The 20,209-nt window shown below is 46.8% G+C and carries 16 protein-coding genes; 3 read left to right on the top strand and 13 right to left on the bottom strand.

Annotated elements, in window-relative coordinates; genetic code table 11:
- Window positions 1–138: 138 nt before the first annotated feature.
- The 5 genes from ACTHPG_RS05655 to ACTHPG_RS05635 form a co-directional block, all read right to left on the bottom strand.
- Entirely contained in the window at window positions 139–1,671 is a 1,533-nt protein-coding gene (locus ACTHPG_RS05655; RefSeq protein ID WP_440388155.1) for an ABC transporter substrate-binding protein, read from the bottom strand.
- Window positions 1,672–1,804: 133 nt separating this feature from the next.
- Complete coding sequence (locus ACTHPG_RS05650; protein WP_440388153.1) at window positions 1,805–2,713, bottom strand: carbohydrate ABC transporter permease; 909 nt, start codon at window positions 2,711–2,713, stop codon at window positions 1,805–1,807.
- 17 nt (window positions 2,714–2,730) lie between these two features.
- Window positions 2,731–3,717, bottom strand: coding sequence for an ABC transporter permease (locus ACTHPG_RS05645; RefSeq protein WP_440388151.1), 987 nt, complete (start codon window positions 3,715–3,717; stop codon window positions 2,731–2,733).
- 176 nt (window positions 3,718–3,893) lie between these two features.
- Window positions 3,894–5,507, bottom strand: coding sequence for a response regulator transcription factor (locus ACTHPG_RS05640; RefSeq protein WP_440388149.1), 1,614 nt, complete (start codon window positions 5,505–5,507; stop codon window positions 3,894–3,896).
- Window positions 5,482–7,281, bottom strand: a complete 1,800-nt coding sequence (locus ACTHPG_RS05635; protein WP_440388147.1) for a sensor histidine kinase — start codon at window positions 7,279–7,281, stop codon at window positions 5,482–5,484. Before ACTHPG_RS05635 ends, ACTHPG_RS05640 begins: the two co-directional genes overlap by 26 nt.
- Window positions 7,282–7,673: 392 nt before the next feature.
- Here ACTHPG_RS05635 and ACTHPG_RS05630 point away from each other — a divergent pair, with 392 nt between their 5' ends.
- Window positions 7,674–9,119, top strand: coding sequence for a hypothetical protein (locus tag ACTHPG_RS05630; protein ID WP_440388145.1), 1,446 nt, complete (start codon window positions 7,674–7,676; stop codon window positions 9,117–9,119).
- A gap of 130 nt (window positions 9,120–9,249) precedes the next feature.
- Here the strand turns inward: ACTHPG_RS05630 and ACTHPG_RS05625 are convergent, their stop codons facing one another.
- The 5 genes from ACTHPG_RS05625 to ACTHPG_RS05605 form a co-directional block, all read right to left on the bottom strand.
- Window positions 9,250–9,942 carry a DUF4269 domain-containing protein gene (locus ACTHPG_RS05625; protein ID WP_440388144.1) on the bottom strand — a complete coding sequence of 231 codons (693 nt, stop codon included), beginning with the start codon at window positions 9,940–9,942 and terminating at the stop codon, window positions 9,250–9,252.
- 2 nt (window positions 9,943–9,944) lie between these two features.
- On the bottom strand, window positions 9,945–10,151 hold the full coding sequence (locus ACTHPG_RS05620; RefSeq protein ID WP_026081155.1) for a YwbE family protein: 207 nt from the start codon (window positions 10,149–10,151) through the stop codon (window positions 9,945–9,947).
- 215 nt (window positions 10,152–10,366) lie between these two features.
- Window positions 10,367–11,155: a polysaccharide deacetylase family protein gene (locus ACTHPG_RS05615; RefSeq protein WP_440388142.1), complete on the bottom strand. Its 789-nt coding sequence runs from the start codon at window positions 11,153–11,155 to the stop codon at window positions 10,367–10,369.
- Window positions 11,156–11,221: 66 nt separating this feature from the next.
- A complete protein-coding gene (locus ACTHPG_RS05610) occupies window positions 11,222–12,160 on the bottom strand; it encodes an aldo/keto reductase (protein WP_440388141.1) in 939 nt (312 codons plus the stop codon).
- A gap of 120 nt (window positions 12,161–12,280) precedes the next feature.
- The gene (locus ACTHPG_RS05605; protein ID WP_440388139.1) at window positions 12,281–14,305 is read right to left on the bottom strand and encodes a Na+/H+ antiporter; all 2,025 of its coding nucleotides are present in this window, start codon (window positions 14,303–14,305) and stop codon (window positions 12,281–12,283) included.
- A gap of 442 nt (window positions 14,306–14,747) precedes the next feature.
- On the opposite strand from ACTHPG_RS05605, the gene ACTHPG_RS05600 reads away from it, so the two are divergent.
- On the top strand, window positions 14,748–15,047 hold the full coding sequence (locus ACTHPG_RS05600) for a hypothetical protein (RefSeq protein WP_440388138.1): 300 nt from the start codon (window positions 14,748–14,750) through the stop codon (window positions 15,045–15,047).
- A gap of 94 nt (window positions 15,048–15,141) precedes the next feature.
- Here ACTHPG_RS05600 and ACTHPG_RS05595 read toward each other — a convergent pair whose 3' ends face one another.
- Entirely contained in the window at window positions 15,142–15,624 is a 483-nt protein-coding gene (locus ACTHPG_RS05595; RefSeq protein WP_036609579.1) for a MarR family winged helix-turn-helix transcriptional regulator, read from the bottom strand.
- 271 nt (window positions 15,625–15,895) lie between these two features.
- Between ACTHPG_RS05595 and ACTHPG_RS05590 the strand changes: the two genes are divergently transcribed.
- A complete protein-coding gene (locus ACTHPG_RS05590) occupies window positions 15,896–17,011 on the top strand; it encodes an FAD-dependent monooxygenase (RefSeq protein WP_440388137.1) in 1,116 nt (371 codons plus the stop codon).
- Between the two features lie 115 nt (window positions 17,012–17,126).
- Here the strand turns inward: ACTHPG_RS05590 and ACTHPG_RS05585 are convergent, their stop codons facing one another.
- Both ACTHPG_RS05585 and ACTHPG_RS05580 read right to left on the bottom strand, forming a co-directional pair.
- Window positions 17,127–17,357 carry a hypothetical protein gene (locus ACTHPG_RS05585; RefSeq protein WP_440388136.1) on the bottom strand — a complete coding sequence of 77 codons (231 nt, stop codon included), beginning with the start codon at window positions 17,355–17,357 and terminating at the stop codon, window positions 17,127–17,129.
- A 212-nt stretch (window positions 17,358–17,569) separates the two neighbouring features.
- Window positions 17,570–20,146, bottom strand: a complete 2,577-nt coding sequence (locus ACTHPG_RS05580; protein ID WP_440388134.1) for a beta-mannosidase — start codon at window positions 20,144–20,146, stop codon at window positions 17,570–17,572.
- Window positions 20,147–20,209: the final 63 nt, after the last annotated feature.

The following is a 20,209-nucleotide window of genomic DNA, read 5'->3' as shown; positions in this document are numbered from 1 at the left end:
TTTCCTAATTATGATTAACAATCCAAATCAAAAAACAACAATAAAAAGAACGCCTTCGGTTGTTCACCGAAAACGTCCTCCATATTTGCCACTGACAAGAGCTTGCAGTAACACAAGTCCCTCTATCATAGCTAATGATTATTTACTTTTGGCAAGGAATGCATCCAGTTGTTCCTGTTTGGCTGCAATAATTTTATCAATTCCCGCTGCTTTCAGTTTCTCCAGATATTTCGGAATCATCTCATTCGGATCAACGGCACCCGATGTCATACCCGGTTTGAACTGTTTGTTCACATTGTTGACCGCAGCAATTTCATTTTTGACAGATTGGCTATTGAAGGTAAAGCCCAGTGCAGGTGACTTCACACCTTTGGCGTTAAATTCTTTGAACTTCTCCCACTTCTGCGGGTCTTCATTATCCCAGAGGAAGTTCAGGAACTGGTTACCAAGCTGCCACTGGGCACCTGGGTTGTAGGTACGGCTGTTGGCATCAACGCCTTCAGGAAGAGTAATGATATTATCCTGTCCATCTTTTTTCACATAGTGTGTGCCTTCAATTCCGAAGTTCAACAAATTGTTAATTTCCTTATCGGAATGCAGGAGGTTGATGACCTGCATCGCTTTCTCCGGTTGCTCTGAAGAACGGGAGATCGCGAGCATTGCTCCAGATGCATCACCAGTCGTAATGGTCGGCTGTGTCATCTCAATCTGAGTCAGCGGGAAACCCACATACCCTTCTTCTTCTTTATCCTTGCCTGGCTTCATGCCATCGGTCCAAAGAAACGCTTTTCCAGCTTTCGCCTGGTCTTTCGGGAACACATTGGATGTAGCAGCATCACTGTTGATATATCCTGCTTGATACCACTTGCGGGCAAGTTCAGCCGCTTCTTTGAATTCAGGAGTCTCCACTTCATTCAGCACCGTTGTTCCGCCTGCTGTTTTGGAGATCACTCCAGGCACGGAAGCATCACCGAGATAATCCCAATCCAGGTTCTCCAATAGCCCGTTACCATTGGTGTTGGACATATAGAACGGTGTGATGCCTGGCTCGTTTTCCTTGATGGTTTTGAGCAGTGGCTCCAGATCAGCCCATGTCTTTACAGCTGTCAGATCCAGCTTATACTTGTCAGCCAGATCTTTACGTACCAATACACCACGTGTGGCAGCGAGTTCCTTATTCGTAGGAACGCCGTAATTCACGCCGTCCACCTGGGAACCTTCCAAAAAGGCAGGGTCCAGGTTTTTCTTGATATCCTGACCATGTGCATCAAGCAGATCATTCAATGGCAAGAATGCGCCTTTAGCTACATTCACCGTGTAGTTCTGCCAAGCTGCTGTGAAGATGATATCTGATTTTTCACCTGAGGAGATCATGAGATTCAACTTGTTATCCCACTGACCCCAGTCAATCGCATTGATTTTAAGTGTTGCACCGATCTTGGGTTCCATCTTTTTGTTAATCTCGGCTTCCACCAGAGCGACATCCTTCTGTGGTGTCCCTGGGTAGAACAGTGTCACTTCATAGGGTTTTCCCCCACCTTCACTTGTTCCTCCTCCTTCTGCGCCAGGTGTTGTTGTTCCACCTTTGTCTGATGAGCACGCTGCCAGCACCAGGCTCAGCGCCATAACTGTTGCCATCATGCGTGACCATACCTTTAATGATCTTACCAATTGAACCCCTCCTGTCATGTGTTGAACCCTACAACCGATTTCCCCAATTCACAATTAAACTTACAACTACTTCTGTATATGCCCTTTCAGTCCATCTTCATTAACCCTGACCACTCCGCTAACCGGTTCAGAGTTATCCCTTCACAGCGCCAACTGTAAGACCTTTGATGAAATAACGCTGGAAGAACGGATATGCCAGTACGATTGGACCAATACCGACAACAGCCATCGCCATTTGCAGAGTCTTGTTAGGCAGATTCAGCAATCCGCCCTGCGATGAAATCTGTGAAGAGACGTTGGAGTTGGTTGTTAAATATTGAATATCGAGCAGCGTCCGGTACATAAGGTACTGAAGGCTGATCGTCCGGTTATCTGATATAAAAATCATGCTAAGGTACCAATCATTCCAGTAATTCAGTGTACTGAACAACGCGACGGTTGCCATTACGGGAAGAGAGAGCGGAAGTACAATACGTGCAAACGTTCTCAATTCTCCCGCACCATCAATCCGAGCCGATTCCAGAATGGATACCGGGATGGAGTTGGCGAAGAATGTACGCATGACCAGTACAAAGAACGGGGATAGCAGTAGTGGCAGAATAAGTGCCAGTATGGAATTTTTCAGATCCAATACGTTGACATAGACCAGATACCAAGGTACCAGACCTCCATTGAACAGCATCGTGAAGAAGATGAAGAAGGCGAACCAGCCTCGGTAAGGCAGATCTCTGCGCGAGAGCGGATACGCATACAATGCGGTCAGTGCAACACTTGTAATGGTACCTACGACAGTAACGATAAAGGAGATACCATACGAGTGAAGGATCTGATCCATATCCCTGAATAAAAACTCATAAGCTGTCAGGCTGAACTTCTCTGGAATTAGCTTATATCCATTGGCAATTACAGTTGTCTCGTCCGAAAATGAGATGGCAAAAACAAGCAGGATCGGCACGATACAGGCAATGGCGTAGAATAGAAACATCGCATGAATTACGGATGCGGAACGCTTCGATACGGCTAGTGGATCATGTGATTTCACAGCTGACTTGCCCCCTCTCAAAATAATGCATTATCTTTATCTATTCGCCTTACGATGGTATTGGATACAAGAACCAGCACAAATCCGACGATTGCTTGATATAGACCGGCTGCTGATGACATCCCGATATCTCCACCGATCAGGAACGTACGATATACATAGGTATCCAGTACATTCGTTACAGGGAAAAGCGCTCCCGATTCCAATGGAACCTGGTAGAACAGACTGAAGTCTGCATAGAATATACGGCCAATCTGCAGTAACGTCATAATGACGATCAATGGAACGAGAAACGGAATGGTGATGAAGCGGATCTGATGCCATTTGGTTGCTCCATCAAGCACAGCTGCTTCATAATATTCTTCATCGATACCCACAACAGCTGCCAGATAGATGACGGCATAATATCCAATATTTTTCCATGTGTTCACCAGTGGTAAAATATACGGCCAATACTTCGGCTCCGAATACCAGTCGATCGGCTGACCGCCGAACATCTGCAGAATTGTTGAGTTCATGAACCCTGAATCCTTACCCAGGAAAGCCAGCACCAGATAACTGACCACAATCATGGACAGGAAATATGGCAATAGCATAAGTGATTGATATAACTTGGACATTGCCTTGTTCTTCACTTCATTGAGCAAAATAGCAAGCCCAACACCTACCAAGAGATTCAGTGCAATAAACACGGTGTTATACGCGAGTGTATTTCGGGTAATTTCCCATGCATCACTGGTCGAGAACAAATATTTGAAATTGTCCCATCCACTCCACGGGCTCCCCCATATACCATCAGCATAGTTTACATTTTTGAATGCGATCAGAACGCCGAACATCGGCATATAGTTGTTCACCAGCAGAAACAGGACCCCTGGCAAGAACATGAGATACAGGACCTTGAATTTGCCAAGATTGTACCACACCGATTTGCGCTTTCGGACTGATCCTTCCGGTATTTCCGATATCCGTACTCCCTTACCCGCCTGGGGTTGTGTCTTCATAACGTGTTCTCCCTCACTCCTCTTGAATTCTTCCTCAGGATGAAGCTCCGTTGCGGCTCCTGTGGTTCAAGTATACGGCGGGGCGAGTAAGACCTCTATCTGCTGTGGTGACCTATTGACTTATCAAATTATGACATCCGAAAAAAAGCAAAAGACGCAGCATGCTGCGTCCTGAACTATACGGTACGTGACTGTTTGCGAAACTCCTGCGGCGTTATACCCGTGCACTTTTTGAACATTTTGGTGAAATGCGAGTAATTGTAATACCCCACCTTGCCAGCGATATCCGTCACTTTGACCGTGGACTGGGACAGCAACGTCTTCGCTTTGGCTACTCTGCCCTGCAGGATAAACTCAGATAGGGACATCCCTTTCTCTTTCCGAAACAGACGGGATAGATAAGCGGGATTGAATCCGGCAAAAGCTGCAAGTTCCTCTCGCATAAGTTCTTCACCAATATGAGTCTCAATATAAACGCACAGCTGATCCACAATGGTCATGGGACTATGATCGTCCGGGTACAACACCGGGATCACACGATCAATCAGATCCGATGTCCATTGCTTCAACTGAGGCAACGATCTTGTCACCACACTTTCTTCCGGCTCCCGTTCACCCGGATAAAGACTGCGTATGGATACGTTTTTCTGATGTAGCAGCGGGTAGACCACATGCAGCATGGCATGATAGTAGAGATGCAGCATTTCAGGAGACAATCCCTCCTGGGCAGCAAGCAACTCAAAAATCTCATCCACACGTTCTCGCAAGTCCCCTACTTTGCCCGTCTCAAACAGAATGGATAACTCCGAAAACCAAGGAATAGGCAAAAAGCGATCTTCCTGTACTCTGCCTTGCTCATCATAGACAAAAACTTCTTCAAGCTCCTTAATATTACGCCGCTCCATATCCATGAGTTCATTCAACATGCCTTGCAGCTCCGTTACAGCAACCGGGGCACCAACATAACAGGACAACCGGCAATAGAAATACGTACCACATTCCCGAATATAATCCTGACAGCGTTGTGCCACTTCACATGCACTCGGTATGATGCCGTCTTGCTCGTAAGCAAGCACAATATTCAATCCACCATGATCCTGAAACACTTCACCCGGTTTGTCGCCAAGCAACATTTCCCTGGCTGCATTACGAAGGGCATACTCTAATACCTCTTCATCACGCAAATCAAATTCACGCACCCACTCTTCTACCGAGATCACTACAGGTAATACACGGGCCTGCGGATCAATCTCGGCACCATATAATTCTGCAAGCTCTTGCAGTCGTTGCTTGGTTAACGTGATTCGCTGAGAGATGGCATCCTTCCAGAAACGTTCTGTCAGTATCGGTTTATGCGTTTTCCATCGTTTGTATACGGTCTCATAAACTTCGTTGGTACGGGTGCGCTGCTCTCCATCCTTGATCTTCTCCACTGCCTGACTTACCACCTTGATCAACTGATCCGCCGGAGCAGGCTTTAGTACATAATCAAAACTGTTAAGTTTAATTGCCGTCTGAGCATAATCGAACAATGCATGCCCCGTCAGGAAAATGGTCAGCATGCCTGGATCATGTTTCAGCACCCAGCTCTGCAGATCAAGTCCGGTTTCGCCTGGCATCTCAATATCACAGATCATAATATCGATGGAACTTGCCTTCAGAACTTTTCTTGCCTCTTCCGCATCACAAGCACTGAATACCTGGTCGACGCCAGCTGCCTGCCAGTCAACTCCTTCCACCATCGCTTGTAATGCATACACTTCATCATCCACGATCAACAGGTTCCGCATAGGCTCCCCCTTCTTCCTCTTCGGTCTGTGCGGGTAAATCTATGATGACTTTGGCGCCATGATCCGCCTCATTTTCAAACTGCAAACTCGCATGATCACCATACTTCACTAAAAGGCGATGAGCCACGTTCCATATGCCGATATGTTGTCCACTCGGGTCTTCAGCGTATTGTCCATGTTGCAGACGCTCCAACAATTCCTCATCAAATCCAACACCATTATCCACAATCATCAATTGAAGCACCGTTCCATTGACATGAACGGATGATGTCTCATCGAGGCGCGCCACGATCCGAATGACAAAGACTTGCGTCCGGCGCTGAAATCCATGGATAATGGCATTCTCCACGAAGGGCTGAATGGTTAATGGAGGAATTACATAATGACCCAGATTCGGTTCGACATCCAGTTCAAAATCGAATCTGCTTGGAAACCTCAGCTTTTGAATTTCCAAGTAATGACGAATGTGCTCAAGTTCTTCATCCAGACGAATAACACGTTTGCCTGCACGCAGACTGAATCGAAAATAATCGGCCAGATGACCAGCCATCTGCTGCACCAACTCATGCTTTTGCAAGGAAGCCAGACTATGAATAATATTGAGTGAATTCAGGTAAAAGTGAGGATTGATCTGCATCTGTAATTGTTTGAACTCTGCCTCCCGCGTCCGCAACTGTTCCTCATACACATCAATCTTCAGATGCCTGATCTCACTGGTCATCTGATTAAAACTTCGTGTCATGAATTCGAGTTCCGAAGAAGATGGCGGGTCCAGCTTCACATCGAGATCTCCACGGCTTACCCTTCTCATGCCCCGGATCAACGCATTCATCGGGCGGAATAACAGATGCCTTAAAAAGATCAGTGCAGTAACCAGAATGACTGCAGCACCAATGGGAAGCAAACGAATGATCTGCTGGAAGAACGGGAGGTTACGCATCATGTCTTCCTCAGGCAGCAGCACGATATAATTCATCCGGGACATGGCCGAGGCAATACCCAACATCAGATATTGGCGTTCTTCTCTCTTGTTCACAACTTCAGAGATAACCTGGTATGGATTCTTCAGGCCGGAAAGATGCGCTGCAGCCAGCTGAATCTGTGCAGTATTTAATGTGGAATCCGATAAGGCCCCACCGTCTGCTCCAACAATGACTGCGCCTCCTCGATCTCCAGATTCAGTGAATTGTTGTGTATGATTCAGTGCATTCATATCAACCAGGGCACCTGCATAGAACTGCTGGTTGATACGCACCGTTTTTACGAGCGCATTCCACGTCCCTCCACGCACAATGCTCCATTCCGGACTCTGGATGTCCCCTTCCAACTGCTGCATCTGGACCGGCATACTCTCCTGCACAACCGACTTTTTGACATCGTAATTGCCTGAAGTGGCGAGCAGCAGATCATCATTCACGGCATCGTATAGAAAAAAAGAATCGATTAGATTATAAAAACCGATATCTGTCATGAATTTATTCATAATCCGTTGCTTAGCAATGATATAATCGCCGCTGCCGTATTTCAGAAAAAACAGAGAGATAATATCCGGGTCCCTCTCGCCCAAACTATATAAATACCGATTCGTCTCCTGCAATACTCGTTCATTCTGCTCCACACTCTTGGCGAGATGATTCATATTGGTGAGGGACACTTTGTCACGTACGACTTTCATGGCGTAGACGTTATTATAATAAAGCAGCATGAACAGTGGCAGCATGATCAATGTAAGACCCACAATAAATTTAAAACGGAGTGAACGGATCATACTCATGGATTATGGATTCCCGCCCTTTTAGAGGTAATTCAAAAAACTGAAAACCAGACTTTTTGAACACACACTTTTTAGTTCAACATCGTTTTTCTATTTTCTTCCTTTGGATGGCATGTTTATTGTAATCACCCCTGCTTGCCATTGTCTATGGGGTCCCGTGACCTTCATATATCAATTCTGGTGACTTTCATCCGCTCCAATTTCAAGAGTAACAAGCTTCATGTTGTAATAAATTCTCCAGTTGTAAAAAAAATCCTTCATTATTATTCTTAAGCTTCTCCCTGAAAATAAATGCTGCGGCAAGCCCTGGACTCCACGAACGCCCGATCTTGACATGCATACGATATATCACTCCTCGGGATAGTCACCCAGGATGTAGGGAGGCCTGTTCGATGAATATTCAACTCACTGCATTACATTATGTCTATCTGGCATATATCGTCTTGATCATCGCCGTAATGATCCGGCGCAGGGACACCACGATCATCTGTGTCGCGGGTATAATGACCATTGGACTTCTGGCAACCGAGACCTTAAGTGGGTCAGTTGCCGGGATCTTCAGCAGTTTTATCTATGCAACGAAAGAATTGCTAAGTACAATCTTTATCATCTCGATTATTGTGGCGATGAGCCGTGTTCTGATCCGAACCGGAATTAATGAGGTCATGGTGACACCCGTCACCCGGTTTATCCGTTCTCCTCAGGTCGCATATTGGGGTATCGGATTAATTATGATGGTTGTATCACTATTTTTCTGGCCATCTCCGGCCGTAGCACTTGTCGGTGCAGTACTCCTTCCTGTAGCCGTGCGTGTAGGTCTTCCTCCGATTGGGGCTGCCATTGCCATGAACCTGTTTGGACACGGGATTGCACTGTCGGGCGATTACATTATCCAAGGGGCTCCCAAACTTACGGCTGATGCAGCGGGTCTCCCCGTTACTTCCGTTATGACGGCAAGCATTCCTTTGGTTATTGTCATGGGAACCGTATCTACCCTTACAGCCTTCTGGATGCTGCGCAAAGAGATGAGATCAGGCTCACCTGTTCATTCCCCAGATGCCATATCAGGTATCGTGAGTACAGAACCTTCTTCCTCATCTGAGACTGTGCCCACCACCACCCTACCCGCTAATCAGCCTGTTCAACGTCAAGTGATGTCACCCCGTCTGCAAAAAGCTTTCGCACTGCTTATTCCCCTGTTATTCGCAGTTGATGTGATTCTGATGTTTGTATTGAAGTTGCAAGGCGGCGACGCAACTGCTCTGATTGGTGGAACCGCTGTGGTCATTCTGATTGCTGTCACCCTTGCCGCACATCGTCAGGCCGGACCAGAGGAAACGACCCATTATTTAATAGAAGGATTTCAGTTCGGTTTCAAGGTGTTTGGACCGGTTATTCCCATAGCCGCGTTTTTTTATCTGGGAGATGCTGCAATTACGGAGTTGTTCATCAACCCTCTTCCTGAAGGTTCACACGGGATTGTGAATGATCTCGGGGTCGCACTCGCTGGACTGGTGCCCTTGAATGATACGGTGAGCGCAATTACAATGACGGTGACCGGAGCAGTGACCGGAATGGATGGTTCGGGGTTCTCGGGGATTTCTCTGGTTGGCTCGATTGCGTCCATGTTCGCAGGTTCAACAGATTCCGCACCTGTACTGACCGCACTAGGTCAGGTCGCAGCCATATGGGTAGGTGGTGGAACCTTGATTCCATGGGCATTGATCCCTGCTGCTGCAATCTGCGGAGTCAGTCCCTTTGAACTTGCGAGACGCAACCTGAAGCCTGTCGTGCTGGGACTCACTGTAACGACGATCGTAGCTATCTTTCTGATCTGACCAAAAGTTATTTACACTGACACTACGATGACAGAAACACCTTCCAATCGCTGTTATTCCCAGATTTTTTTGATTCCCTTTATCAAGGGAACATCCGGTAATAAGCATATGCTTCCGATGTAGCTTTCTTTCAGAAAGCTCTTAGGCGAACGCTTCGCTTTTTCAGGTTTTTTCTGTCCTCTCCGTTTATCGTGTAAATCATTTGTTTATCTTGAGTAGACATTTCAAAACACGTGCGTGAACGCGCCCAGTTCCAGAGATCTTCCCGTTTCATCTCGGCCAGATGCAGCATTTCCACATATGGATCTCCCTGTAATCCAAGTACAGAAGCAAAAGCAGGCTCCGTTTTCCACCCTGCCTGTTTCAGTCTGCGGATCTCACGATGTCCCGCGTCCCCCCACAGTTGCAACAATCTCCACTCCACGATCATATGTAGGTATGCATTCTGTCTAATAACTGGCACGGATTGGGCAAAAATCTCCACTGGCCAATGTCCCACTTGCAAATTACAAGTCACATAAGGACGTTGGCCTGGAAGATCCCCACCACGAACACATTGAAACTCACCAACGGCTCCAATCTGATCAGATATGTCAGCTTCAAATGCATCCAGATCCTCTGCATAACACAGCAGATCCAGATCACTTCCCGGAACATCAATATCAATCGGTACCGTCCCTGCTGGATAGGGGTGATAGGCAGCTAATAGTTCGAGCAATCCACTACTCTGTAACACGTGATATGCGTCTTGCTGACGTGTATTACCCGAAGCCAGATGTGCCATTACTTCTGCAGTAGTGCTCATCTTCCCGTCTTGGGCCACCGTTAGTTCGAACCTCCTGTAATGACCTGTTTCACACGTCCCACTTGGCCGCTCGTCAGTCGTACTTTGATTCCGTGTGGATGTGTAGGAGACTTGGTTAACAGATCCTTCACAATGCCACGTGTCAGCTTGCCTGTAGCTTGGTCCTGCTTCAGTACAATGTCCACTTCAAGACCTGGTTTAATATTTACTCGTTGTTGTCCATTCATCGTATTCATTCTCCTCTATGTCGTCATTCATATCATGATTCAACTAGCCCTTCACCACAAAGCTCCATCTATTGTAGACGTTTTGGTTTCAAAACAAAAGGGATAGAAAAAACCCACCCACTGACTTCTGTTTCAAGTTTCATATGGAGATCAACAGAAAAACCCGCAGGCCTCTCCATATCGAGACCTGCGGGTTTCCAATTGATTCGCAATATTCAGGGCTCCACGTGCTTCAACGAAGAAGAAGGTGACGTTCCATCTTTCGCAGCTTCACGTGCCTTCACAGCAAGCAGTTCAGATACCGTCACGAATCGATATCCCTGCTGCTGTAACTTCGGCAGGATCGTTTTGAGTGCAGCTACCGTATGGGACTTGCCTTCCACCTTGTCATGGAAGAGTACAATATCCCCATTACGTGCGTTATTCAATACTTTTTTAACGATAGCCGATACACCTGGAGAAGCCCAGTCCCGTGTATCCTGATGCCAGGACCAGAGTACAATGGTATACCCTTTTTGTTTGGCAGCCTGAATGACCATGTCATTGTAATAGCCGCCCGGTGGCCTGAACAGCAGGGGCCTCTCCGCTCCCGCTTCAATGATGGAACTTTCCGCTGCGTTCATTTCCTTCATATACTTGTCTGCACGTGTGGATCGGACTGCATACGTGTGCGCATACGTATGATTGGCGATTTCATGCCCCTCGAGCTGTTCCTGCCTAATCAGTTCAGGAAATTTTTCTGCCCATTTGCCAAGTACAAAAAAGGTTCCTTTGGCTTGATATTGCTGAAGCAACGCCAGAATCTGGGGAGTCTGAATCGGATCTGGTCCATCATCAAAGGTAAGAGCGATGAGTTTATCCTCTGTGGGAACCTCCCATACGATCTCTCCTCGTTCCTCATAATACTGACGGTTCTTCTGTACAGGCTTCGCATAGGCAGAACTGCTACCCAGCAAAATAATTAGCGTGAACATTCCGATGACTCGGGCTGCCTTCAGGTTCATGTTGTGTCCTCACTTTGTCTTCATACGTAAACTCCCTGTTAGCATTTCCCGATTCACTCGAACTCATTAACGAAAGATCTGATCCACGACTGCAATTTCTTCAGCAGTTAATTCCACATTCAATGTCTGCAGATTGTTAATGACCTGCTCCGGTCTCTTGGCACCCGGAATCAAGGCATCAATCGAAGGCTGAGTCAGGTACCAGGCAAGAACCAGATGAGCAACTTCAACTTCCTTCGATAGTGCTATGCTGCGCAGTTGCTCGACTTTATCCAAATTTTCAATGAAAGCTTCACCTGTGAACAGCGGGTTTTTCGCCCGTCCGTCTTGAAATGTAGTATTGCGATTATATTTACCGCCCAGAAGTCCCGCTGCCAGTGGGAAATAGGGAACAAAAGATATATTATGCTCAGCTGTATAGGGCAACAGCTCTTTCTCCGATTCTCTTTTGAACAGATTATATTCAGATTGCAATACGTCTACATGCCCGTCTTTATTGGCCTCACGTAACTGATCGATGGAGAAATTAGATACGCCAATGGCACGAATTTTACCAGCGTCTTTTAATTGCTTTAACGTATCTACCGCTTCATCCTTAGGCGTGTGCTCATCCGGAAAGTGGATGTAGAACAGGTCAATATAATCGGTTTGCAGACGAATTAATGCCTCATCTACAGCCGCCTTTAGAAAAGCCGGGGAGTTATTAATAACAACCTTGCCATCTACAAATGTATGGGCTGCTTTGGTTGCAATGATCGTATTCTGACGTTGACCGGTTTCCTTCAATACTTCGCCGATCAATCGCTCGGAATGCTCAGGTCCATAGATATATGCTGTATCCAGAAAGTTAATACCTTGTTTCAGGGCGGTTCGAACAACTTCCTTACCTGTCTCATCATTCAGCATGTCCGGATAGATATTATGTCCGCCTACTGCATTCGCCCCCAGTCCAATGGGATTCACCATAAGATCCGTCTTGCCCAACCGAACTTGTTGTTCTGCCATGTCTCATCTCTCCCTCACTAATTGAATACATTTCATTTGGTTGTGCCGTATTTCTTGTCAGATAGTATACCAAACTGCTTAGCATATTAAAAATATCGGGTTTATCGGATTGGAATACGCCTAGGTATTTTTCAATGCAGTTGCTTCCACATCGTTAATAAACCGGCGTAGCTTCGCTGCCACATCACGATTGATTTCGCCGTTCTCATACAGTTGCTGCACCGTGTTTCGCTGTTCCTGAATCGCCACCATCTGCAATTCAAGCTTCTCCTGATTAAACGGATCTTCTGTTTTCCCTTGGTTCCAGGTTCGCAATTTGGCAATTACACGCTCATATTTGGCGATAACCGACAAGGCGACAACTCGATTCCCATCATTCATTTGGGCGCGAATTGCCTTAATTGCCGCTTCAGAGGTGCGCAGCTTCACCTCACGGAACAGTTCCGCATTTTCAAGCATGAAAGGTTGGCTCGGCTTCTGGGATCGATTGGTGAACAGATGACCCAGCATACGCCCAATCTCGTTGATTGAGGCCATCATCTGAGTGTTGGCGCGATTGGACAGCATCATTTCCTTGCGATCCAGCCAGCTGTCACATTTGAAGGCAGCATCGGAAGCAATTGCATTTTCATCCAGCATCGCTTCGATTTCTTTGCGCTCTGCTCGGGTGGCAATCAGGTTAATAGCCGTTTCCTGTTTCTGGATATGTTTGCGTTTATCGGCAGTGAGCTGACCTGCGGCTTGCCTGATATATTTGGACAGGTCGGAGACAACCGCAAGTGCCGCAGCTTTATTCTCCTCATTCATTTCGGATTTGACAGCTCGTATCGCCGCATTCAGCATAATGTCATGTGCTTTTCTTTCGGACTTCTGAGGGGATTCCTCAGTGGATTTTCCATCCTCTTTGGCCAGAACTGGAAGAAACACACTCGCCGCAATCAGGGAGAAGAGGATAACTCCTGCCGCCAGGAAAATGATCAGATCCCGTTCAGGGAAAGGTGATCCATCCTGGAGCACGTAAGGAATCGAAAAGGCACCCGCCAATGTCACGGCCCCCCGCACGCCAGAGAGAGAAATAATCGTGATTTCCTTAAACCGCGGTCGGCCAATGGAGGATCTGGTTCGCAGCAATTCATTCCCCTGCCAGAAGAGATATATCCAGAGAAAGCGCAGAACCAGCAATAACACCGAGATCAGGCCCACATAGCCCAACACCTGCAGATTATTAAACGAAACATTTTCAAAAATGGTACTCAACACATCCGGAACCTGAACACCCAGAATAACAAACACCAGACCATTCAGTATAAATAAAATGACTGACCATGTGCTCGCAGAAACGACCTGCATTTTCAATTGAACCGATTCAGCGCGGTCTCGCTCGATGGCGTGGATAATGCCGCCTGCAACTACCGCAAGAATTCCTGATACGCCAATTTCTTCACTCACCAGATAGATAACGAACGGGGTCAATATTTGCAACAGCATGTGAATCGTTACATCTTCCATACCCAACCTGCGAATCCATACCCCGAGCCTGATTAACAGAAAAGATAACAAGGCACCGACGAGAAGTCCGCCAATCGCAATCAGAATAAAACTGAAGGTCGCCTGGGCGAGGGAAAACACACCTGTAACCGTGGCTGCAATCGCGAATTTGAAGGCGACCAGACCGGATGCATCGTTCATTAATGCTTCTCCTTCAAGAAGCCTATGTATGCTTTTGGGCAGATGGACCCGTCCAGCCATGGCGCCAACGGCCACTGCATCTGTCGGGGACAGTATGGCTGCTAGAGCAAAAGCAGCGGGCAACGGAATCGAAGGAATCAACCAATGAATGGCATATCCCGCTACAACCACCGTCACGAACACAAGTCCCAGCGCAAGCAGAAGTATGGGTGCACGCAGATTCCATAATTCATTTCTTGGTGTTCGCTTACCATCGTTGTATAACAAAGGTGCGATGAAAAGCACAAAGAACAATTCCGGATTCAACGGCAAATGTACCCCAGCAGGAAGCAGAGCTATGGCTACACCAAGCACGATTTGAATGAGCGGAACGGGAATAAAGGGTACAAACCGGTTCAGGATATTTGATAAACCGATCAGTACCAGTAAGACAAGTACGGCTATAAATATTTCCATGATGACAATCCCTTTCCGCTATGGATGTGGTGATACCTTTGTTGCATAGGTTTATTTTAACATAATCCAAACTTTGTTATAAAAATGTTGTCATATTCATATACCCATTTAACTGCTCTCAGACTAGTCTATATAAGTTGAACTATTCATTTACACGATAACGGAGAGGACAGAAAAAACCTGAAAAAGCGAAGCGTTCGCCTAAGAGCTTTCTGAAAGAAAGCTACATCGGAAGCATATGCTTATCCCTGGATTTTCCCCTTTGGAAAAGGAAATCAAAAAAATCTGGGGATAACAGCGATTGGAAGGTTATTCTGTCATCGTAGTGTCAGTGTAATTAATCTTTAGTTAACTTATATAAATTGAAGAATTCTGATGGATTCTGTATATAAGATGTTACAATATGCTCAGGACAATACCCTTCGGAAAGGAACTTGCATCTATGGCATTTGGAATTAAACGACAGGAGCTTGCTGCGTGGAAGGAACAAGTGGCTCGTGGTGAGATTGCGTACCTCACTCATTTCTGGATTGACAACCGATTCCCAGGCATCACCAGTGTCACCAAAGTTGGCTGTGCAGATCTGGAACGTCTCGAGCATTGGTGTCACGATCACGGGCTTGACCCGCGATACATTCATCAGAGGGAGCCATTTCCCCACTTTGACCTGATGGGCCGCAAACAAAAAGAGGTTTTGATTCAGGAAGGCTTGATGGATCATGTGGTTCGCTTTCATTTGTAACCAACTCAAAAACGCCAGTCTTCAAGGCTCATCCCCCCGCAACTAGGGACGAACTCATGAGGACTGACGTCTTCAAGGAATCAAGTCATATTCACTACCGATGAATCTGCTCAAACGACTTCATGTTCTCCAGCAATTTCAGTTCAATTTTCTTCAGCATGCCAAACATCTGCTGTTGTTCCTCTTCGGAAAGTGCCTGCAACAATTCCCACGTCATTCGGCCGCGATTCGCATTAAGCGTCTTCGCAAGCTGTGCCCCTTCATCCGTTAAGGATAACCACACAATTCTCCGATCTTCTTCACTGCGCACCCGCTGGATCAAGCCTTCCGTTTCCAGTTGATTCAGTACAATGGTGGTTGCGCCGGAAGACAAACTGAGTTGTCTCGCTACATCCACCGCCATGCAGCGTTTTTCACGTAAAATCATGCCCAATATATGACTTTTTGTCGGATTCAGTTTACAGTTGGTTTCGGTCTTCTGCTGCTGATCCAATACTTTATTTTTATATCTGAAGAAGGCCTCCAACAATTGATCTACATTTGCCAATTGAGAGTTTCGCTCCGTATCCGGGCTCATAAACGTTCCTCCTGCCTTTGTTCATAACCTACCTCATATTGTAACATATTTACACTATGATGTTTGTGAAAAATACGCTTGTATTGGACAACCTTTACTCAATCGTAAGACTTGAGTTTTTAATTTGGGTTTCACCTATTGCATTATGGCAACAGGTTTGTTTATAATAACCTATATCTTCAAAGTTACTTTTAGTTACTTAATGATTTTAATAAATCTGTTGTTATAAAGTAAACAATAGTTACCAATATACTGCAAGGGACTTATGCACATGAATCAGAGTTTACAGTCACCATTAAAAACGGATGTTTGCATCGTTGGCGCTGGCCCTGGCGGTGCCTTACTTTCTTATTTACTGAATCAAAAAGGGATATCCACGATGCTCATAGAGCGACAGCCCCACCTTCACAAGTCGTTTCGCGGGGAGCTGCTTAATGTCGACGGAGAAGCGATTCTAAATAAACATGGTTTATATTCACTCATCCAGGAACGCGGAGCACTGCCATTGGAACAGATACAGTATTGGGAGAACGGGAACATTATTCATACCGTTTCGCCGGGTAATGGAGAATCTCATGTGGGTATTCACGTTCCCCAAGATCATCTCCTGGAAGCCATCGTGTCGCACGCTCAGCAGCATCTTTCAGTTGAACAAGTACTATTTAATACGATTATGACCGGTTTGCTGCGAGACAAGAACGGCCAGATCGTTGGTATTAACATCCGGCAGAACGGCGTGCCTGCCTCCATCGCAGCTTCTGTTATTGTCGGTGCTGATGGCAGATACTCTGCTGTACGCAAACATTCCGGTTTGACTCCCGAGATTCGAAAGCACGGGTATGATCTGCTGTGGGCGCGCATTCCGGCACCTGCAGGTTGGGAGCCTGCTGTTCGAATGGCCAGCATGGATGGTCAACAGCTTGCCCTGTTCTCACAATTCGGCGGCTATGTTCAGATTGGATGGAACATCCCCGAAGGCGCATACTCCAAGCTGCGAGAGCAGCCGATTGCTCCTTTTGTAGACAAACTGGTATCCGCGTTTCCCTGCCTGTCTGATTCTGTAGCTGCCAATATTCAGAGCTGGAGCGATTTTGTTCTGTTATCTGTTGAAAGCAGCTATTGTCAGTCGTGGGCACTGGACAATGTCATACTCATCGGTGATGCCGCTCATACCATGACCCCAACCGGTGCGTTTGGACTTAATGCCGCACTCGAAGATGCGGATGCGCTCTCGGAATTACTTGTTCAAATGGCTAAAGATCAATTCAGTTCCACCGCCCAACTCCATGAACTTCAGATGATTCGCGGAGCGAAGGTTCAACATCAACTTGCACGACAAGTGGAGATGGAATCCTCTTTTCAGCAGCGTTATGAATCTTTTCTTTAAAACCCGATAATACGAATCTCTGCCGACATGCACAAACAGCCAATCGCTTCCTACAGAAGAAGAATCGGCTGTTTGGCTTGTTGGTTTATCTTTTTTATATAATCCGTGCCCTTTTTCATTTTCGTTTGCGTGGAGCAAATGTGTCTTCCCGGGAAGTTTCTCCTTGAGGGGTATCCACGTCCTTCGGATTGGGCATCAAACCTTCTTTTTCATATATCGCTTTCTCCAGATTGCTTACGCGGCGCAGAACTTGTCTGCTTTTACGAACAATATATACAATACCAATAATCAGCAGGATCAACATCAAAATGAAGATAACCATCTCCGGATAAAAGACAAACGACATGAATTCACCTCCTTTTGAGAACGATTTCTTTCTATCATTCTAACCTTAATGTGCCAAGATGTGAAACCGATTGGATGTTTTGCCTGTGGAATAAGTACAGGACCACCTGACTCGATGATCTGATCTCTCCTGCTCCAAAAGCAAAAAAGGTGGCATCCCTGATCAGGATGACCACCTTGAACTTCGCATACGATTCGAAGTCTATTATTGTTTTACCCTTCTCTGCCGTTTAGGGCACTGACCCGAAGTTCCGTCAGAGGCATAGACGACTGCTCTGGATGACGAAGTCTTACCGTCCGGCTCTCCCCGGGGAGCAGATCAAAATAATTGTCACTGAATCGCACACGCCCAAGAGGAAACTCCAGCTTCACCAAGCGTGCAATCGCACCACTCGCTGTAACCGTTACAGACTGTTCCTCTTCATTCACATGTACGCTCAATTGTGATTCCGGCAATGCCACGTCCTTAGGATCACGCAGGAAGTACCGATTAATCGGCGCCGCAAACCCTTCGGATACCAGCTCAACCATAACTTCCTCCGCACGTCTGCCCTGCAGCACCTCTGCTTCAGTTAATTCGGCAATACACAATGCAGATTGAGATGTTACTTCAACAGCATGTATGCTGGAATAGATTTTCTCTCCATGTAACTCATAGACATTGAACCGAAGCTCACCTTTCAGCACATCCCGTGTATCGTTCACGACCCACAACGCAAGCGGCTCCTCCGGCTCATGCTCCAGAGACAACAGGACAGGATGGAAGAATATTTTCCCGTAATAAAAGGATGCCTTCGGCAGCAGTTCATAATCAATCATGGACCAGCTTGTTCCTGGCCAGCTATCATTCAGCTGCCACACGAGCGCACCGCTGTTACGGTGATTAATGCGCCGGAAATGTTCAATGCCATAGCGCAATCCTTCTGCTTGAGTCAGCATGGAATAGTTCATGTACTCCTCTATATTTTGCGGGATACCTGTGTAACCTTCCATCAGCAATATGCCTTTTTGGTGATTGGTATCCTTGTTACGGTAGGCCATCTCTGCACTGCCCCAGTAAAACTGCCCTGCGGGCATATTTTTCTCCAGCGTGTAACGATTGGCCGAGGCATGCATTCCAAATTCACTGCTGAACAACGCATGATCGTTTTTGTAATTTTTGAACGTCACACCTTCAATACTGTAGTCCAGCAGCGGCGGCTCTCCATGCTTCCTCGGATAGACCGAGCCATGCCATACCTGCCAGTTGTGACGATCCCCGACATCGGGATCATTGGCGTCCTGACCGTTACTGTCCCCGAACGGCGAAGAAGGCCAGTACGGACGGGACTGATCCAAGCGATCCAACACTTCCGGGATCAGCTCATGATAGATAAGTTCGCCGTAGAACGGACTGGTAATGTCTCCACTTGCAGACTTCATATCATAGAGCCAGTCTATTTCATTATTGCCACACCAGATGGCAAGTGAGGCACGGTTGCGCAAGCGCAGGACATTACTTTCAACCTCTTGCCGTACATTATCCATGAACTCACGATTGAAGTCCGGGAACAAGGCGTTCGCGAATGCAAAATCCTGCCACACCAACACGCCTTGCCGATCACACTCATCGTAGAAGACATCCTTCTCATATATACCACCGGCCCAGACACGCAGCATGTTCATATGTCCTTCTACCGACAGCTCGACAAGCTCCCGATACCGGGAGTTAGGGATAGCACCAATCAGATGATCCGCTGGAATCCAGTTGGAACCTTTGGCATATACTTTGACTCCGTTCAGAATAAAAGTAAATGCATCTTCACCCTGTTCATTGTGAAGAGCCAGCTCAATCGTCCGTAACCCATAAGGCTCGCTATAACGATCCACCTCAACGCCATCTGCGTACAATGTAACCTCCAGCGTATACAGATAAGGCTCACCCAGATCATGAGTCCACCATAACTGAGGTGACGTGACGTTCAATGTGACCTCTGCCTTACCACCTTCTACAGGTAGTTCAGTGGTACCTGCCACCTCGTGTCCGTTACGATCCAGCAGACGAACATCACAGGACGCAACCACAGCCCGTTCACGTTTCTGTCTGCTACGGAAAGACAGAACGGATTTCACATCCGCCGTGACTCGTAAAACAGCCAGATCTGTACGGGCTGATTCCGTTCGGGCATACACACTTTCCAGCTTGGCGATTGTTCGTTTTTCCAGCCGTACAGCTCCCCAGATCCCGACCGTAACCATGCGTGGTCCCCAATCCCAGCCAAAGTTCATCGCTGCTTTGCGCAACCATGGCCGTTCCTTCGTATACGAGGACCAGTCAAAGGTTTCTTTGTCCTTGTGGTGCAGGTGAAGCGGATCGAACTTGACGGCAATCGCATTCCAGCCGCTGCGTACCAATGACGTGACGTTAAACGTATGTGACATCAGCATATTGGCCGTTTTCCCAACTTCATGGCCGTTCACATATACCGTTGCAAACGTATCCAACCCTTCGAACACCAATTCAAAGTGCTCTTCGGTCTCTGCATCTCTCACCAGATTGAAGGTTGTGCGGTACCACCACTCCTTTTGCTCAATCCAGCGACTTTTGGCATCATTATGTCCGTAATAGGGCGGATCAATGATACTGCGCTCAATCAGTGCAGCATGTACATCTCCGGGCACTTCAGCCCCGATCCAGAATCGGTCATCCAGCGCGGCAGCTGCCACATCCATCGCCCGCTTCTCCCCAACTTCAAAATGTTGTATCTTCCATTGTCCCGATAAATCCTGACTTGTACTATGAGTCTTCATCCGTATGTCCTCACTCTCCCTTGACCCTGAGTAATACCATATCGAAAACGTTTGCAGAAATAC

Source organism: Paenibacillus sp. SAF-068, assembly GCF_051967555.1.
Lineage (GTDB): Bacteria > Bacillota > Bacilli > Paenibacillales > Paenibacillaceae > Paenibacillus.
This window is presented reverse-complemented; position numbering and strand designations above follow the sequence as displayed.

Excerpts from the sequence above, each read along its gene's own strand:
- ACTHPG_RS05645 (WP_440388151.1), bottom strand. The coding sequence starts at position 3,717 with ATGAAGACACAACCCCAGGCGGGTAAGGGAGTACGGATATCGGAAATA.
- ACTHPG_RS05640 (WP_440388149.1), bottom strand. The coding sequence starts at position 5,507 with ATGCGGAACCTGTTGATCGTGGATGATGAAGTGTATGCATTACAAGCG.
- ACTHPG_RS05635 (WP_440388147.1), bottom strand. The coding sequence starts at position 7,281 with ATGAGTATGATCCGTTCACTCCGTTTTAAATTTATTGTGGGTCTTACA.
- ACTHPG_RS05630 (WP_440388145.1), top strand. The coding sequence starts at position 7,674 with ATGAATATTCAACTCACTGCATTACATTATGTCTATCTGGCATATATC.
- ACTHPG_RS05620 (WP_026081155.1), bottom strand. The coding sequence starts at position 10,151 with ATGAATGGACAACAACGAGTAAATATTAAACCAGGTCTTGAAGTGGAC.
- ACTHPG_RS05615 (WP_440388142.1), bottom strand. The coding sequence starts at position 11,155 with ATGAACCTGAAGGCAGCCCGAGTCATCGGAATGTTCACGCTAATTATT.
- ACTHPG_RS05610 (WP_440388141.1), bottom strand. The coding sequence starts at position 12,160 with ATGGCAGAACAACAAGTTCGGTTGGGCAAGACGGATCTTATGGTGAAT.
- ACTHPG_RS05605 (WP_440388139.1), bottom strand. The coding sequence starts at position 14,305 with ATGGAAATATTTATAGCCGTACTTGTCTTACTGGTACTGATCGGTTTA.
- ACTHPG_RS05600 (WP_440388138.1), top strand. The coding sequence starts at position 14,748 with ATGGCATTTGGAATTAAACGACAGGAGCTTGCTGCGTGGAAGGAACAA.
- ACTHPG_RS05595 (WP_036609579.1), bottom strand. The coding sequence starts at position 15,624 with ATGAGCCCGGATACGGAGCGAAACTCTCAATTGGCAAATGTAGATCAA.
- ACTHPG_RS05590 (WP_440388137.1), top strand. The coding sequence starts at position 15,896 with ATGAATCAGAGTTTACAGTCACCATTAAAAACGGATGTTTGCATCGTT.
- ACTHPG_RS05585 (WP_440388136.1), bottom strand. The coding sequence starts at position 17,357 with ATGTCGTTTGTCTTTTATCCGGAGATGGTTATCTTCATTTTGATGTTG.
- ACTHPG_RS05580 (WP_440388134.1), bottom strand. The coding sequence starts at position 20,146 with ATGAAGACTCATAGTACAAGTCAGGATTTATCGGGACAATGGAAGATA.